Origin of the sequence: Serratia sp. K-E0102 (genome assembly GCF_029962625.1) — a bacterium.
Classification (GTDB): Bacteria; Pseudomonadota; Gammaproteobacteria; order Enterobacterales; family Enterobacteriaceae; genus Serratia; species Serratia sarumanii.
Genome location: NZ_CP124754.1, coordinates 4,304,728 through 4,321,683, shown reverse-complemented (window position 1 = coordinate 4,321,683; position 16,956 = coordinate 4,304,728). Strand labels below are relative to the sequence as shown.

Here is a 16,956-nt window from a genome sequence, read left to right as displayed (position 1 = left end):
ACGGGGTTCAACGGCTGGTGACGCCGTCGACGCGTTGGCTGCGCTGTTTGATGGCGTAACCGACGGCCAGGATCGCCACCCACACCGGGATCAGCAGCACCGAGATTTGAATGCCCGGCGTCAGATACATGATCACCAGGATGCCGGCCATGAACAGCAGGCACAGGTAGTTGCTGAACGGGTACCAGAAGGCTTTGAACTTCGGCACCACACCTTCGCGATTTTTAGCGGCGCGGAACTTCAGGTGCGCCAGGCTGATCATCGCCCAGTTGATCACCAGCGCCGATACCACCAACGCCATCAACAGTTCGAAGGCGCGGCCCGGGATCAGGTAGTTAATCAGCACGCACAGCGCGGTGGCGAGGGCGGAAATGCCGATGGCCACCACCGGCACGCCGCGGCCGTCGACCTTCAGCAGGCTTTTCGGGCCGTTGCCCTGCTGCGCCAGGCCGTACAGCATGCGGCTGTTGCAGTAGACGCAGCTGTTGTACACCGACAGCGCGGCGGTGAGCACCACGATGTTCAGCACGGTCGCCACCAGGTTGCTGTTCAGCGCGTGGAAGATCAGCACGAACGGGCTGCCGCCTTCGACCACTTTGCCCCAAGGGTACAGCGACAGCAGAATGGCCAGCGAACCGATATAGAAGATCAGGATGCGGTAGATCACCTGATTGGTGGCTTTCGGAATGCTCTTTTGCGGGTCGTCGGCTTCGGCGGCGGTGATGCCGACCAGCTCGAGGCCGCCGAAGGAGAACATGATCACCGCCATTGCCATCACCAGGCCCATGACGCCGTTGGGGAAGAACCCGCCCTGCGCCCACAGGTTGGTGACGGTGGCTTCCGGGCCGCCCATGCCGCTGAACAGCAGGTAGGCGCCGAACACGATCATGCCGATAATCGCCACCACCTTGATGATGGCGAACCAGAACTCCATCTCGCCGTAAACTTTGACGTTGGCCAGGTTGATGGCGTTGATCGCCAGGAAGAATACCGCGGCAGAAACCCAGGTGGGGATCTCCGGCCACCAGTACTGCACGTAGATGCCGACCGCGGTCAGTTCCGCCATCGCCACCAGGACATACAGCACCCAGTAGTTCCAGCCGGAGGCGAAGCCGGCGAAGTTGCCCCAGTATTTGTAGGCGAAGTGGCTGAAGGAACCGGCAACCGGCTCTTCCACCACCATCTCCCCCAGCTGGCGCATGATCAGAAACGCGATGAAGCCGCCGATGGCGTAGCCGAGAAGCACTGACGGGCCGGCCATTTTTATTGTTTGAGCGATACCGAGAAATAACCCGGTGCCGATTGCGCCACCTAAGGCGATGAGCTGAATATGGCGGTTTTTCAGGCCGCGTTTCAGCTGGTCACCATGCTGTTGACCATCCATCAATCAAACCCTCTGTCGTTGTGAATGCCCACATACCTGTAAAGCAGTGGTTACGATGTGTGTTTTGTTTTATTTACGGCGTTATAGCTATTAATTCCACGGCGCCGCTACCGTTTGGCAGAGAATAATGTTATGCGCGTCGGTTTGCACCTGCTTTGTCGTGTGAGTGATTAAGATTGCAGCAGTTTAGGAAACAAAATGCGGGTTGTGTGACGGCGGGAGGGATTCAGTGCATGAAATAAGCAACAAATCACATAATGCGCAAAAATAACGTAGATCCGAACGGCAGCGCGCGTTCAAATAATGAACGAATCGCCGTTGCGCTGCTCGCCAAATAGCCATTCATTAAAGCGTCATAACCATGCAATAAAACTTGGGCAAAAAGTTTGCACTCTTCCTTGCGTAAGGTTTGGTAAAAGTTAAATCCCCAACCCGGCGCGTAAATGGTAATACCATCACGGCGTTACCGGTTTGCAGCGGGGTTTTCAGCGGGGTGTTAAAATGTGCGGGTAACCTGATTTCGATCAAGGCCCGTATGGACAGGAGGTGAATACTTTGTTACTTTACCGTCACGTTTTTGAAATTGGTATTACCAATTGACTCCGCGCCATTCGCAGAGAAGAATTCACTCATGGCCTACAGCAAAATCCGCCAACCCAAGTTGTCAGATGTTATCGAGCAACAGCTCGAATACCTGATCCTCGAGGGGACACTGCGCCCAGGCGAAAAACTGCCTCCGGAGCGCGAGCTGGCGAAACAATTTGATGTCTCCCGTCCTTCTCTGAGAGAGGCCATTCAGCGCCTGGAAGCGAAAGGGCTGCTCCTGCGTCGTCAGGGCGGCGGCACCTTCGTGCAAACTAATCTGTGGCAGAGCTTCAGCGATCCGCTGGCCGAGCTGCTGGCCGACCATCCCGAATCACAGTTCGATCTGCTGGAAACCCGTCACGCGCTGGAAGGCATTGCCGCCTATTACGCGGCGCTGCGCGGCACCGATGAAGATCTGGCGCGCATCCGCGACTGCCACATCGTGATTCAACAGGCTCAAGACAGCGGCGATCTCGACGCCGAAGCCGATGCGGTCATGCAGTATCAAATCGCCGTGACCGAAGCTGCCCACAACGTTGTGTTACTTCACCTGCTACGCTGCATGGGGCCGATGCTGGAACAGAACGTGCGTCAGAACTTTGAATTGCTCTACTCGCGCCGTGAGATGTTGGCAAAAGTGAGCAGCCACCGCGCCGGAATTTTTGAGGCGATTGTGGCACGCGAGCCGGAAAAGGCCCGTGAAGCCTCGCATCGCCACTTGGCGTTTATCGAGGAAATCTTGCTGGATCTCAGCCGGGAGCATACTCGGCGCGAGAGATCGCTACGGCGTCTCCAGCAACGCAAGGATTAAGAGCTGTCCTCTTCAGGGTACACCAGCCTGCGGGGGTTAAGTTCGAGGTACTTAGTTAAGTACTTAAGCGGCAACTAAACTGATGGGCCTGTCTTCGTGTGTTTTTGCACAGAGCACAGGAAGACAGGCTCCAAACAAACCATTAGACAGATAAGGAATACCACCATGTCAGAACGTTTAAACAATGACGTGGATCCGATCGAAACCCGCGACTGGCTGCAGGCGATCGAATCGGTCATCCGTGAAGAGGGTGTTGAGCGAGCTCAGTTTCTGATTGATCAGGTATTGGGAGAAGCCCGCAAAGGCGGCGTTAACGTTGCGGCCGGTGCTGCAGCGCACAACTACGTCAACACCATCGCGGTAGAAGACGAACCGGCCTACCCAGGCAACCTGGATCTGGAACGCCGCATTCGCTCTGCGATCCGTTGGAACGCGATCATGACCGTTCTTCGCGCATCCAAAAAAGACCTGGAGCTGGGCGGCCACATGGCTTCCTTCCAGTCTTCCGCGACCTTCTATGAAGTCTGCTTTAACCACTTCTTCCGCGCACGCAACGAGAAAGACGGCGGCGACCTGGTGTACTTCCAGGGCCACATCTCTCCGGGCGTTTACGCGCGTGCCTTCCTTGAAGGCCGCCTGACCGAAGAACAAATGAACAACTTCCGTCAGGAAGTGCACGGCAAAGGCCTGTCCTCTTACCCGCATCCTAAGCTGATGCCGGAATTCTGGCAGTTCCCGACCGTATCCATGGGCCTGGGCCCAATCAGCGCCATCTATCAGGCGAAGTTCCTGAAATACCTGGAACACCGCGGCCTGAAAGACACCTCTGAGCAGACCGTTTATGCCTTCCTGGGCGACGGCGAGATGGATGAGCCGGAATCCAAAGGCGCCATCACCATCGCGACCCGCGAGAAACTGGACAACCTGGTGTTCGTCATCAACTGCAACCTGCAGCGCCTGGACGGCCCGGTCACCGGCAACGGCAAGATCATCAACGAACTGGAAGGCATCTTCTCCGGCGCAGGCTGGCAGGTGCTGAAAGTGATCTGGGGCGGCCGTTGGGACGAACTGCTGCGTAAAGACACCAGCGGTAAACTGGTTCAGCTGATGAACGAGACCCTGGACGGCGACTACCAGACCTTCAAATCCAAAGACGGCGCTTACGTGCGCGAGCACTTCTTCGGCCGTTACCCGGAAACCGCGGCGCTGGTCAAAGACATGACCGACGACGAAATCTGGGCGCTGAACCGTGGTGGTCACGATCCGAAGAAAATCTTCGCTGCACTGAAAAAAGCGCAGGACACCAAAGGCAAACCGACCGTTATCCTGGCCCACACCATCAAAGGTTACGGCATGGGTGAAACCGCGGAAGGTAAAAACATCGCTCACCAGGTGAAGAAAATGAACATGGAAGGGGTTCACCACTTCCGCGATCGTTTCAACGTGCCGGTTGCCGATGCTGACATCGAAAAACTGCCGTACATCACCTTCGAGAAAGATTCCGAAGAGTACAAATACCTGCACGAACGTCGCCAGGCGCTGAAAGGCTACGTGCCGACGCGTCTGCCGGAGTTCACCCAGAAGCTGGAAATGCCGGCGCTGGAAGATTTCAGCTCGCTGCTGGAAGAGCAGAACAAAGAGATCTCCACCACTATCGCCTTCGTGCGTGCCCTGAACGTGATGCTGAAGAACAAGTCGATCAAAGATCGCCTGGTGCCAATCATCGCCGACGAAGCGCGTACCTTCGGTATGGAAGGTCTGTTCCGTCAGATCGGTATCTACAGCCCGAACGGCCAGCAGTACACCCCGCAGGACCGTGAGCAGGTGGCTTACTACAAAGAAGACGAGAAAGGCCAAATCCTGCAGGAAGGCATCAACGAACTGGGCGCAGCTTCTTCCTGGCTGGCCGCAGCGACTTCCTACAGCACCAACGATCTGCCGATGATTCCGTTCTACATCTACTACTCGATGTTCGGTTTCCAACGTATCGGCGACCTGTGCTGGGCAGCGGGCGACCAACAGGCGCGCGGCTTCCTGATCGGCGGGACCTCGGGCCGTACTACCCTGAACGGCGAAGGTCTGCAGCACGAAGATGGCCACAGCCACATTCAGTCTCTGACCATCCCTAACTGCATCTCTTACGATCCGGCTTACGCGTACGAAGTGGCGGTGATCATGCACGACGGTCTGGTGCGCATGTATGGTGACAACCCGGAAAACGTGTACTACTACCTGACCACGCTGAACGAAAACTACCACATGCCTGCGATGCCGCAGGGTGCGGAAGAAGGTATCCGCAAGGGTATCTACAAGCTGGAAACGCTGGAAGGCAGCAAAGGCAAGGTACAGCTGCTGGGCTCCGGCGCCATCCTGCGCCACGTGCGCGAAGCTGCGCAGATCCTGGCGAAGGACTACGGCGTGGGTTCCGACACCTACAGCGTGACCTCGTTCACCGAACTGGCGCGCGACGGCCAGGACTGCGAGCGCTGGAACATGCTGCACCCAACCGAAACGCCACGCGTGCCTTACATCGCTCAGGTGATGAGCGACGCGCCGGCGGTAGCTTCTACCGACTACATGAAACTGTTCGCCGAACAGGTTCGTACTTATGTGCCGGCCAGCGACTATCGCGTACTGGGCACCGACGGCTTCGGTCGTTCGGACAGCCGCGAAAACCTGCGTCACCACTTCGAAGTCGATGCATCCTACGTGGTGGTTGCTGCTCTGGGTGAACTGGCTAAACGCGGTGAGATCGAAGCTTCTGTGGTTGCCGATGCAATCAAGAAATTCGACATCAACCCGGAAAAAGTTAACCCGCGTCTGGCCTAAGAGGTACTGAATAATGTCTATCGAAATCAACGTACCGGATATCGGTGCAGATGAAGTCGAAATCACCGAGATTCTGGTGAAGGTCGGCGATAAAGTTGAAGCGGAACAATCGCTGATCACCGTGGAAGGCGACAAGGCTTCCATGGAAGTGCCATCCCCGCAGGCGGGCGTGGTGAAAGAGATCAAAGTGGCGGTCGGCGATAAAACCGAAACCGGCAAACTGATCATGATCTTCGAAGCGGCAGGCGCAGCGGAAGCTGCACCGGCGGCGAAAGCGGAAGAAAAACCGGCGGCAGCAGCAGCTGCCCCGGCTGCCGCTGCGGCCAAAGACGTTGCCGTGCCGGACATCGGCGCCGACGAAGTCGAAGTGACCGAGATCCTGGTGAAAGTGGGCGACAAGGTGGAAGCCGAGCAGTCCCTGATCACCGTGGAAGGCGACAAGGCTTCCATGGAAGTCCCTGCGCCGTTCGCGGGCACCGTGAAAGAGATCAAGATCGCGACCGGCGACAAAGTGAAAACCGGTTCCCTGATCATGGTGTTCGAAGTGGCCGGCGACGCTTCCGCTGCGGCCCCGGCTGCGGTTGAAGCTCCTGCCGCCGCTGCAGCGCCTGCGGCCTCTGCGGCCAAAGACGTCGCCGTGCCGGATATCGGCGGCGACGAAGTCGAAGTGACCGAAGTGATGGTTAAGGTGGGCGACAAGGTTGCCGCCGAGCAGTCTCTGATCACCGTGGAAGGCGACAAGGCCTCCATGGAAGTGCCTGCACCGTTCGCGGGTACCGTGAAAGAGATCAAGATCGCGACCGGCGACAAAGTGAAAACCGGCTCCCTGATCATGGTGTTCGAAGTGGAAGGCGCTGCGCCTGCCGCTGCCGCCGCTCCAGCCGCTAAAGCGGAAGCTGCGCCGGCTCCGGCCGCTGCTAAAGCCGCCGCTCCGGCTGCGAAAGCTGACGACAAAGGCGAGTTCGCCGAGAACGCGGCATACGTGCACGCGACCCCGGTCATTCGTCGTCTGGCGCGTGAATTCGGCGTTAACCTGGCGAAAGTGAAAGGCACCGGTCGTAAAGGCCGCATCCTGCGCGAAGACGTTCAGGCTTACGTGAAAGACGCGGTGAAACGCGCTGAAGCGGCCCCGGCCGCTGCCGGCGGCGGTCTGCCAGGCATGCTGCCATGGCCGAAAGTGGACTTCAGCAAGTTCGGCGAGATCGAAGAAGTCGAAATGGGTCGCATCCAGAAGATCTCTGGCGCGAACCTGAGCCGCAACTGGGTGATGATCCCGCACGTGACTCACTTCGACAAAACCGACATCACCGATCTGGAAGCGTTCCGCAAACAGCAGAACGAAGAAGCGGCCAAGCGCAAGCTGGACGTGAAGTTCACGCCTGTCGTGTTCATCATGAAAGCCGTTGCTGCCGCTCTGGAGCAGATGCCGCGCTTCAACAGCTCGCTGTCCGAAGACGGTCAGAAGCTGACGCTGAAGAAATACATCAACATCGGCGTGGCGGTAGATACCCCGAACGGCCTGGTGGTTCCGGTGTTCAAGGACGTGAACAAGAAGAGCATCACCGAGCTGTCCCGCGAATTGATGGCCATCTCCAAGAAAGCGCGCGACGGCAAGCTGACCGCGGGCGAGATGCAGGGCGGCTGCTTCACCATCTCCAGCCTGGGTGGCATCGGGACGACTCACTTCGCGCCGATCGTCAACGCGCCGGAAGTGGCTATCCTGGGCGTCTCCAAGTCTGCGATGGAGCCGGTCTGGAACGGTAAAGAGTTCATACCGCGCCTGATGATGCCGATGTCGCTGTCCTTCGACCACCGCGTTATCGACGGTGCCGATGGTGCGCGCTTCATCACCATCATCAACAACATGTTGTCCGACATTCGCCGTCTGGTGATGTAATGCAAAAGGGGCGCAGCATGCTGCGCCCCTGACGATTCTGTAGCAGTTTTGTCGGATTTTGCATAACTCGACAAAATTGTTGAGACACGGGTCACTCGAACACGCTTTGCAGATTATTAACAATTCTGTAAACTGCTCGCGGTGTAAGCGTCCCGGTGGATGAAGGGCGTTATGAGATCGATTAGCAATAAAAATGACGTCTGACCCGCCGGACAATCAATTAAGAGGTCATGATGAGTACTGAAATTAAAACTCAGGTCGTGGTACTTGGGGCGGGCCCGGCAGGTTACTCTGCAGCCTTTCGTTGCGCTGACTTAGGTCTTGAAACCGTTCTGGTTGAACGTTATTCCACTCTGGGCGGGGTTTGCCTGAACGTGGGATGTATCCCTTCCAAAGCACTGCTGCACGTTGCCAAAGTGATCGAAGAAGCCAAAGCGCTGGCCGAACACGGCATCGTTTTCGGCGAGCCGAAAACCGACATCGACAAAGTGCGCGTCTGGAAAGAAAAAGTCATCACTCAGCTGACCGGCGGTCTGGCTGGCATGGCGAAAGGCCGTAAAGTGAAAGTGGTCAACGGCCTGGGCAAGTTCACCGGCGCTAACACCCTGGTTGTTGAAGGCGAAAACGGCCCAACCACCATCAACTTCGACAACGCCATCATCGCTGCAGGTTCTCGTCCGATCCAACTGCCATTCATTCCTCATGAAGATCCACGCGTGTGGGATTCCACCGATGCGCTGGAACTGAAAACCGTCCCAGAGCGTCTGCTGGTTATGGGCGGCGGCATCATCGGCCTGGAAATGGGCACCGTATACCATGCGCTGGGTTCACAGATCGACGTCGTTGAGATGTTCGATCAGGTTATCCCGGCGGCAGATAAAGACGTGGTGAAAGTCTTCACCAAACGTATCAGCAAGCAGTTCAACCTGATGCTGGAAACCAAAGTGACCGCGGTAGAAGCCAAAGAAGACGGCATCTACGTCACGATGGAAGGTAAAAAAGCGCCGGCAGAACCACAGCGTTACGACGCGGTGCTGGTGGCGATCGGCCGCGTGCCGAACGGCAAACTGCTGGATGCCGGCAAAGCCGGTGTTGAAGTTGACGAGCGTGGCTTCATCAACGTCGACAAACAGCTGCGCACCAACGTGCCGCACATCTTCGCTATCGGCGACATCGTCGGTCAGCCGATGCTGGCGCACAAAGGCGTGCACGAAGGCCACGTTGCCGCAGAAGTTATCGCCGGCATGAAGCACTACTTCGATCCGAAAGTAATCCCATCCATCGCTTACACCGAGCCGGAAGTGGCATGGGTGGGTCTGACCGAGAAAGAAGCGAAAGAGAAAGGCATCAGCTACGAAACCTCCACCTTCCCGTGGGCGGCTTCCGGCCGTGCGATCGCTTCCGACTGTGCAGACGGCATGACCAAACTGATCTTCGACAAAGAAACTCACCGCATCATCGGTGGCGCGATTGTCGGCACCAACGGCGGCGAACTGCTGGGTGAAATCGGTCTGGCTATCGAGATGGGCTGCGACGCGGAAGACATCGCGCTGACCATCCACGCTCACCCGACCCTGCACGAATCCGTGGGCCTGGCGGCGGAGATCTACGAAGGCAGCATCACCGACCTGCCTAACCCGAAAGCCAAGAAGAAGTAATTCTGCTGGTTTGACCGGTTAACAAGCGGCTCCTGACAAGGAGCCGTTTTTTTTGCTCAAACTCAGAAAGCGGTTTTTTTGTGGCCGCTGCGCCAAATTCCGATCCCTCTGCTTATATCCATTCTAATTATATGGATATAATGCCCTGCTAGTCCGGCAGCCGATTACGCTGCGCTCAACGATTCAGCAAAGATTTAATGTTGCTTTTATGTGAACGAATTAACAACCGTTTCAAATCCTGATATGCTGGCTGAGCGGAACCGGGCACTGTACCTTACAGTCCAGGACATCGACAGCAGTGCCCCGTCAGGATAGATGGCATCAATATCGCCGTGCGCTCTACCCATCAGTCTTTCATGCTGTAACGCTGTTTGACCGTGTCTGTTTGCCCCAATCACCGTTTCGGGGCCTTTACGGGCCGATCGCCTAGCCACAGAGTGAAACCCCAAGGGTATAAACCCGGTTTGCATATACGCCAGGCACAATAAATGACAATGAGAGCGAGGAGAACGTCGTGCTAGAAGAATACCGTAAGCACGTAGCCGAGCGTGCTGCTGAGGGCATCGCCCCTAAGCCGCTAGACGCCACCCAAATGGCCGCGCTGGTCGAACTACTGAAGAATCCGCCAAAAGGCGAAGAAGAATTCCTGTTAGACCTGCTGATTAACCGTGTTCCACCGGGCGTCGACGAAGCCGCCTACGTCAAAGCAGGTTTCCTGGCGGCCATCGCCAAAGGTGAAGCGACATCCCCCCTGGTTACCCCCGAGAAAGCCATTGAACTGTTAGGCACCATGCAGGGCGGCTATAACATTCACCCGCTGATCGAAGCGCTGGATAACGAAACGCTGGCGCCTATCGCCGCGAAAGCGCTGTCCCACACGCTGCTGATGTTCGACAACTTCTACGACGTGGAAGAGAAGGCCAAGGCCGGTAACCCGCACGCCAAGCAGATCATGCAGTCCTGGGCCGACGCCGAATGGTACCTGTCGCGCCCTGAGCTGGCGGAAAAAATCACCGTCACCGTGTTCAAAGTCACCGGCGAAACCAACACCGATGACCTTTCTCCGGCGCCGGACGCCTGGTCGCGCCCGGATATCCCGCTGCACGCGCTGGCGATGCTGAAAAACGAACGTGAAGGCATCGTGCCGGATCAGCCGGGCAGCGTCGGCCCGATCAAACAGATCGAGCTGCTGAACAAAAAAGGCTTCCCGCTGGCCTACGTCGGCGACGTGGTCGGCACCGGTTCTTCCCGTAAATCCGCCACCAACTCCGTGCTGTGGTTTATGGGCGACGACATCCCGCACGTGCCGAACAAGCGCGGCGGCGGCGTGGTGCTGGGCGGCAAGATCGCGCCTATCTTCTTCAACACCATGGAAGATGCCGGCGCCTTGCCGATCGAAGTGGACGTGTCCGAGCTGAACATGGGCGACGTGATCGACGTTTACCCATACAAAGGTGAAGTGCGCAACCACGAAACCGGCGCGCTGATCGCCAACTTCGAGCTGAAAACCGACGTGCTGCTGGATGAAGTGCGCGCCGGCGGCCGTATCCCGCTGATCATCGGCCGCGGCCTGACCACCAAGGCGCGCGAAGCGCTGGGTCTGCCGCACAGCGATGTGTTCCGTATCGCCAAGCCGGTCGCCGCCAGCAGCAAAGGCTTCTCGCTGGCGCAGAAAATGGTCGGCCGCGCCTGCGGCGTCGCCGGCATTCGCCCTGGCGAATACTGCGAACCGAAGATGACCTCCGTCGGTTCTCAGGACACCACCGGCCCGATGACCCGCGATGAGCTGAAAGACCTGGCCTGCCTCGGCTTCTCCGCCGATCTGGTCATGCAGTCATTCTGCCACACCGCCGCGTACCCGAAACCGGTCGACGTGACCACGCACCACACGCTGCCTGACTTCATCATGAACCGCGGCGGCGTCTCGCTGCGTCCGGGCGACGGCGTGATCCACTCCTGGCTGAACCGCATGCTGCTGCCTGACACCGTCGGCACCGGCGGCGATTCCCACACCCGCTTCCCGATCGGCATCTCCTTCCCGGCCGGTTCCGGCCTGGTGGCGTTTGCCGCCGCGACCGGCGTAATGCCGCTGGATATGCCTGAGTCGGTGCTGGTGCGCTTCAAAGGCAAAATGCAGCCGGGCATCACCCTGCGCGATCTGGTGCACGCCATCCCTTACTACGCGATCCAGCAAGGCTTGCTGACCGTCGAGAAGAAGGGCAAGAAAAACATCTTCTCCGGCCGCATCCTGGAGATCGAAGGCCTGCCGGATCTGAAGGTCGAGCAGGCGTTTGAGCTGACCGATGCGTCCGCCGAACGTTCCGCCGCCGGTTGTACCATCAAGCTGGACAAGGCGCCGATCGAAGAGTACCTGAACTCCAACATCGTGCTGCTGAAGTGGATGATCTCCGAAGGCTACGGCGACCGCCGTACGCTGGAGCGCCGTATTCAGGGCATGGAAAAATGGCTGGCGGATCCGCAACTGCTGGAAGGCGATGCGGATGCGGAATACGCGGCGGTGATCGACATCGATCTGAACGAGATCAAGGAGCCGATCCTGTGCGCGCCGAACGATCCTGACGATGCGCGCCTGTTGTCCGACGTGGCCAACAGCAAAATCGATGAAGTGTTCATCGGTTCTTGCATGACCAACATCGGCCACTTCCGCGCGGCCGGCAAGCTGCTGGATCAGCACAAGGGCCAGCTGCCAACCCGTCTGTGGGTGGCGCCGCCAACCAAGATGGACGCGGCTCAGCTGACCGAAGAAGGCTACTACAGCGTCTTCGGCAAAAGCGGCGCGCGTATCGAGATTCCGGGCTGCTCGCTGTGCATGGGCAACCAGGCGCGCGTGGCGGACGGTGCGACGGTGGTCTCCACCTCGACCCGTAACTTCCCGAACCGTCTGGGTACCGGTGCCAACGTCTATCTGGCGTCAGCCGAACTGGCTGCGGTTGCGTCCCTGCTGGGCCGCCTGCCGACGCCGGACGAGTACCAGACCTATATGGCGCAGGTCGACAAGACGGCGGCGGATACCTACCGCTACCTGAACTTTGACCAGCTGGGGCAGTACACCGAAAAAGCCGACGGCGTGATCTTCCAAACCGCCGTGTAAGCCGCTATATTGCGCAACTGTTTAAAGGGAGGCCTTGGCCTCCCGTTTTATTTTGCTCAGTTGCCAACTTTGCGAGCGCTCACTGAGTTAGTCCGCCATTTATGTTTACACTAAGAAAAAGGGCTCAGGAGGGCATGCTATGGATTACGAATTTCTGCGTGACGTCACCGGTCAGGTGATCGTCAGATTTTCGATGGGGCATGAAGCGATTGGCCACTGGATCAACGAAGAAGTCAAAGGCGATTTCAACCTGCTGGACCGGATTGAAGCCGGTGCGGCCGAGGTCAAAGGCAGTGAACGTCAATGGCAGCTGGAAGGCCATGAATATACGCTGCTGATGGATGGTGAAGAAGTGATGATCCGCGCCAATCAGCTGGAGTTCGAGGGCGATGAAATGGAAGAGGGGATGAATTACTACGACGAAGAAAGCCTCTCATTCTGCGGCGTTGAGGACTTCCTGCTGGTGTTGAAGGCCTATCGTTCTTTCATGCTGAAATACTAAGCATCAGGGCGCGGCGTGCCGCGCCCTTTCCATCACAGATGCGGAATATTGCGGCCGTAATAGATTTCCTGCATCTCTTTCCATAACAGATCGGTGATCTGCTTGCGTTCGGCGGCGCTCAGCGCCTCCGGTTCCGCGTTGAACAGGTAGTGCTTCAGATCGAAATCTTTCAGCAACATCTTGGTATGGAAGATATTTTCCTGGTAAACGTTCACGTCCATCATGTGATACAGCGCCTTGATGTCTTCCGACATAAAGTTCTGGATCGAATTGATCTCATGATCGATGTAATGTTTCACGCCGTTCACGTCGCGGGTAAAACCGCGCACGCGATAGTCCATGGTGACGATGTCGGATTCCAGCTGGTGAATTAAGTAGTTCAGCGCCTTGAGGGGCGAAATGACGCCGCAGGTCGAAACCTCGATATCGGCGCGGAAGGTGCATAGCCCGCCTTCCGGATGGCTTTCCGGGTAGGTGTGTACGCAGATATGGCTCTTGTCCAGGTGCGCAACGACCGTGTTCGGCAGCGGGCCGGGATGCTCCGACGTATCGACGTCTTTCGGATCGATCGGCTCTTCGCTGACCAGGATGGTGACGCTGGCGCCCTGCGGCTCGTAGTCCTGACGCGCGATGTTCAGAATATTGGCGCCGATGATCGAGCAGGTTTCGCTCAGGATCTCGGTCAGCCGGTTGGCGTTATATTGTTCGTCAATGTAGGCGATATAGCCGTCGCGGTCGTCCGCGGTCTTGGCGTAACAAATATCGTAAATACAAAAACTCAGGCTCTTGGTCAGGTTGTTGAAGCCGTGCAGTTTTAGCTTATGCAATTTGGGCCACCTCCTTTATCTTCTCGCTTAACGTGTTACGTTCAGGGCATTGAGCAAATATTGCGGCAGGGCAAAACTGCCGACGTGAATTGCCGGGTTGTAATAACGACAGTGTAGGCCGCTTTGGTTAAAGCGCTGTTGCAGAGTAGGCAGATCGCGCTGGCGCAGCGCCGGGTTCTGGCTCGCCCAGGCAAAGGTCATGATGCCGCCGTAATAGGTCGGGATCGCCGCCTGATAGAAGCTGACGTCGGTAAAGTAGCGGCTCAGTTTGGCGTGGCTGTTGACCGCCTCGTCCTGTTGCAGGAAGCAGACGCCGTTCTGCGCGACGAAAATGCCGCCCTCATTCAGGCAGCGGGCGCAGCCTTCATAAAACGCCGAAGTGAACAGGCTTTCGCCGGGGCCGATCGGATCGGTGCAGTCGGAGATGATCACATCGAAGGTTTCGTCGGTTTGGTTCACGAAGTTGACGCCGTCGTCGATCACCAGCTTGAAGCGCGGATCGTCATAGGCGCCGGCGCTGTGGTTGGGCAGGTACTGGCGGCAGAACTCGACGACACCGGCGTCGATCTCGACCATGGTGATCTGCTCCACGCCAGGGTGCCGGCTGACTTCGCGCAGCATGCCGCCGTCGCCGCCGCCGATGATCAGCACTTTCTTCGCCGCGCCGTGCGCCAGCAGCGGCACGTGGGTCAGCATTTCGTGATAGATGAACTCGTCACGCTCGGTGGTTTGCACCACGCCGTCGAGCGCCATCACGCGCCCCAGCACCGGGTTCTCGAAGATCACCAGATCCTGGTGATCGGTCTTCTCGCGGTACAGCACCTTCTCTACCGAGAAATACTGGCCGAAGCCCGTATGCAGCGTTTCGTACCAAATTTCTTTCTGGGTCATGTGCGGGAAACTCCGTAATAACAGCCATGAAAAATCGGCGCAACATCATAGCTAACTCTGCCTGGCGATGCACGGTTGAATTTCAGACAGAGAGAGCGTTAGGCGGGCGGGAAAGGGGAAGGAATTAGTTGGCGTAGGCCAGCAGGCTCAAAGAATCGCGCGCCAGCGATTTGCACTTTTTGGGCGTTGGAATGGCGATGCCGCTGAGATCGCGATAGCTGTCTTCGCCCAGCGCCTTCATATTGAAACTGTTGTAGTTGCTCAAATCCCAGCGGTTTTGTTGCGCGAAATAGACGATGGCGCGTTTGATTTGCGCGTTTGGCAAATCGTTGTAGCCGCAATCATTTTTCAAATAAATAAATACCGCCGTCAGATCGGCCAGATCTTCCGCCTCGGATTCATTCAGCGCCAGACTGGCGTTGGAGAAGCCCAGCATCGCCAGCAACAGCATCGATAACGTTGTTTTTTTCATCATGAAATAGGCCTGTTTGTCGTTTGCTGACGTTACCACACTTGCCTGTAAAGGCACCAAATTTTATTGCTGCCGGGCCGGCGTTGCGTTTGCCAGCCATATTCTCTTGATTGTGAGGCATAGCTTAAAATACCGCCAGGAAAGGCTTGACCTTCCGCCAGGGGGAAGGTTTAGGCTGGCGGCATTGAGTTATGTCACTGAGAAAAGGGAGTCAGCGATGTTACGCCGTGATTTTATTAAATTAACCGCCGCACTGGGCGCTGCGAGCGCATTGCCGTTATGGAGCCGGGCCGCCTGGGCGGCCGATCGGCCGGCCCTGCCGGTGCCGCCGTTGTTGACGCCGGACACGCAGGGAAAAATTGCGCTGGCGCTGCAGGCGGGGGAAACCCGCTGGTTGCCCGGCGCCGCCACCAAAACCTGGGGATTCAACGGCGCGCTGCTCGGGCCGGCGGTGCAGCTGCAGCGTGGCCAGCCGGTGACGGTCGACATCAAAAACGGCCTGGCGGAGGCCAGCACCGTCCACTGGCACGGCCTGGAAATTCCCGGCGACGTCGATGGCGGCCCGCAGGCATTGATCCATCCCGGCGCGACGCGCACGGTGAATTTCACTGTCGATCAACCGGCGGCCACCTGCTGGTTCCACCCGCATACCCACGGTAAAACCGGCAGCCAGGTGATGATGGGGCTGGCGGGGCTGGTGCTGCTGGAAGATGAGGAGAGCGCCAAACTGCCGCTGCCGAAAACCTGGGGGCAGGATGATATTCCGGTGATCCTGCAAGATAAGCGGTTGGGCAAAGACGCACAAATCGAATACCGCCTGGATGTGATGAGCGCGGCGGTGGGCTGGTTTGGCGATCGCATGTTCACCAACGGCGCGCAGTATCCGCAACATTTGGCGCCGCGCGGCTGGCTGCGTCTGCGCTTCCTCAACGGCTGCAACGCCCGCTCGCTGAATCTGGCGGCCAGTGACAACCGTCCGCTGTATGTCATCGCCAGCGACGGCGGTTTCCTGGCGGAGCCGGTGAAACTGACCGAGCTGCCGATGCTGATGGGCGAACGTTTTGAAGTGCTGGTGGATGCCTCCGACGGGAAAGCGTTCGACATCGTGACGCTGCCGGTGAAGCAGATGGGTATGACGCTGGCGCCGTTCGATCAACCGCTGCCGGTGTTGCGCATTCAGCCGTCGCTGGCGCAGGGCATCAAAACCATGCCGGACAGCCTGGTGAAGCTGCCGACATTGCCCGCAGCCACTGGTATCCAGGAGCGTTGGCTGCAGCTGATGATGGATCCGCAGCTGGATATGCTCGGCATGCAGGCGCTGATGGATCGTTATGGTCACCAGGCGATGGCCGGCATGAGCATGAATCATGGCGCGATGGGCGGTGGAGACATGAAAGGCATGGATCACGGCAACATGAAAGGCATGGAAAAGGGCGGCATGCAGGGCATGGACCATGGCAACATGGGCAACATGAAGGGCATGGATCATGGCAAGATGGCCGGGATGGATCACGGCGGCGCGCAGGGTAAAGCCAAACCGTTCGACTTCAGCCACGGCAACATGATCAACGGCAAGGCCTTCGACATGACCAAGCCGATGTTCGCCGCCAAACGGGGCCAGTATGAGAAGTGGACCATTTCCGGCGAGGGCGACATGATGTTGCACCCGTTCCATATTCACGGCACCCAGTTCCGTATCCTGTCGGAAAATGGCAAACCGCCGGCGGCGCATCGCAGCGGCTGGAAGGACACGGTGCGCGTCGAAGGGTGGCGCAGCGAAGTGCTGGTGCGCTTCGACCATCCGGCCAGCAGCGAACATGCGTACATGGCCCACTGCCACCTGCTGGAGCACGAAGATACCGGCATGATGATGGGCTTCACCGTCGGCGAATGATCGCGGCCCGTCGCTCAGGTGGCGGTGCGCTCGCGTCGCCACCGGCGAAAGGCTATGCTAAACTCTGCGCCTTTCTTCCGGCAACTGACCTGAA

11 protein-coding genes are annotated in these 16,956 nt (G+C 57.9%); 7 read left to right on the top strand and 4 right to left on the bottom strand.

Annotated elements, in window-relative coordinates; genetic code table 11:
- Window positions 1-7 precede the first annotated feature (7 nt).
- On the bottom strand, window positions 8-1,384 hold the full coding sequence (locus tag SSARUM2_RS20520; protein ID WP_033635929.1) for an amino acid permease: 1,377 nt from the start codon (window positions 1,382-1,384) through the stop codon (window positions 8-10).
- 631 nt (window positions 1,385-2,015) lie between these two features.
- Here SSARUM2_RS20520 and pdhR point away from each other — a divergent pair.
- The 6 genes from pdhR (at window position 2,016) to yacL (ending at window position 12,778) form a co-directional block, all read left to right on the top strand.
- Window positions 2,016-2,780 carry a pyruvate dehydrogenase complex transcriptional repressor PdhR gene (pdhR, locus tag SSARUM2_RS20515; RefSeq protein WP_004937490.1) on the top strand — a complete coding sequence of 255 codons (765 nt, stop codon included), beginning with the start codon at window positions 2,016-2,018 and terminating at the stop codon, window positions 2,778-2,780.
- Window positions 2,781-2,945: 165 nt separating this feature from the next.
- Window positions 2,946-5,609 (top strand): pyruvate dehydrogenase (acetyl-transferring), homodimeric type, encoded by a 2,664-nt coding sequence (gene aceE / locus SSARUM2_RS20510; protein WP_039567225.1) that lies wholly within the window; start codon window positions 2,946-2,948, stop codon window positions 5,607-5,609.
- Window positions 5,610-5,622: 13 nt separating this feature from the next.
- Window positions 5,623-7,506 (top strand): pyruvate dehydrogenase complex dihydrolipoyllysine-residue acetyltransferase, encoded by a 1,884-nt coding sequence (aceF, locus tag SSARUM2_RS20505; RefSeq protein ID WP_060453166.1) that lies wholly within the window; start codon window positions 5,623-5,625, stop codon window positions 7,504-7,506.
- Window positions 7,507-7,739: 233 nt separating this feature from the next.
- A complete protein-coding gene (lpdA, locus tag SSARUM2_RS20500) occupies window positions 7,740-9,164 on the top strand; it encodes a dihydrolipoyl dehydrogenase (RefSeq protein WP_004937500.1) in 1,425 nt (474 codons plus the stop codon).
- 514 nt (window positions 9,165-9,678) lie between these two features.
- A complete protein-coding gene (acnB, locus tag SSARUM2_RS20495; protein WP_033635927.1) occupies window positions 9,679-12,276 on the top strand; it encodes a bifunctional aconitate hydratase 2/2-methylisocitrate dehydratase in 2,598 nt (865 codons plus the stop codon).
- A 139-nt stretch (window positions 12,277-12,415) separates the two neighbouring features.
- The gene (gene yacL / locus SSARUM2_RS20490; protein WP_004937507.1) at window positions 12,416-12,778 is read left to right on the top strand and encodes a protein YacL; all 363 of its coding nucleotides are present in this window, start codon (window positions 12,416-12,418) and stop codon (window positions 12,776-12,778) included.
- Between the two features lie 32 nt (window positions 12,779-12,810).
- Here the strand turns inward: yacL and speD are convergent, their stop codons facing one another.
- The 3 genes from speD to SSARUM2_RS20475 all read right to left on the bottom strand — a co-directional run bounded on the left by speD (window position 12,811) and on the right by SSARUM2_RS20475 (window position 14,968).
- Entirely contained in the window at window positions 12,811-13,605 is a 795-nt protein-coding gene (gene speD / locus SSARUM2_RS20485) for an adenosylmethionine decarboxylase (protein ID WP_004937510.1), read from the bottom strand.
- 27 nt (window positions 13,606-13,632) lie between these two features.
- Window positions 13,633-14,496: a polyamine aminopropyltransferase gene (speE, locus tag SSARUM2_RS20480; protein ID WP_041036651.1), complete on the bottom strand. Its 864-nt coding sequence runs from the start codon at window positions 14,494-14,496 to the stop codon at window positions 13,633-13,635.
- Window positions 14,497-14,620: 124 nt separating this feature from the next.
- Window positions 14,621-14,968 (bottom strand): YacC family pilotin-like protein, encoded by a 348-nt coding sequence (locus SSARUM2_RS20475; protein ID WP_004937515.1) that lies wholly within the window; start codon window positions 14,966-14,968, stop codon window positions 14,621-14,623.
- A gap of 217 nt (window positions 14,969-15,185) precedes the next feature.
- Here SSARUM2_RS20475 and cueO point away from each other — a divergent pair, with 217 nt between their 5' ends.
- Entirely contained in the window at window positions 15,186-16,862 is a 1,677-nt protein-coding gene (gene cueO / locus SSARUM2_RS20470; protein WP_060453165.1) for a multicopper oxidase CueO, read from the top strand.
- Window positions 16,863-16,956: the final 94 nt, after the last annotated feature.

Coding starts and splice junctions, on each gene's coding strand:
- SSARUM2_RS20520 (WP_033635929.1), bottom strand. CDS start 1,384: ATGGATGGTCAACAGCATGGTGACCAGCTGAAACGCGGCCTGAAAAAC.
- lpdA (WP_004937500.1), top strand. CDS start 7,740: ATGAGTACTGAAATTAAAACTCAGGTCGTGGTACTTGGGGCGGGCCCG.
- speE (WP_041036651.1), bottom strand. CDS start 14,496: ATGACCCAGAAAGAAATTTGGTACGAAACGCTGCATACGGGCTTCGGC.
- SSARUM2_RS20475 (WP_004937515.1), bottom strand. CDS start 14,968: ATGAAAAAAACAACGTTATCGATGCTGTTGCTGGCGATGCTGGGCTTC.
- pdhR (WP_004937490.1), top strand. CDS start 2,016: ATGGCCTACAGCAAAATCCGCCAACCCAAGTTGTCAGATGTTATCGAG.
- aceF (WP_060453166.1), top strand. CDS start 5,623: ATGTCTATCGAAATCAACGTACCGGATATCGGTGCAGATGAAGTCGAA.
- cueO (WP_060453165.1), top strand. CDS start 15,186: ATGTTACGCCGTGATTTTATTAAATTAACCGCCGCACTGGGCGCTGCG.
- yacL (WP_004937507.1), top strand. CDS start 12,416: ATGGATTACGAATTTCTGCGTGACGTCACCGGTCAGGTGATCGTCAGA.
- aceE (WP_039567225.1), top strand. CDS start 2,946: ATGTCAGAACGTTTAAACAATGACGTGGATCCGATCGAAACCCGCGAC.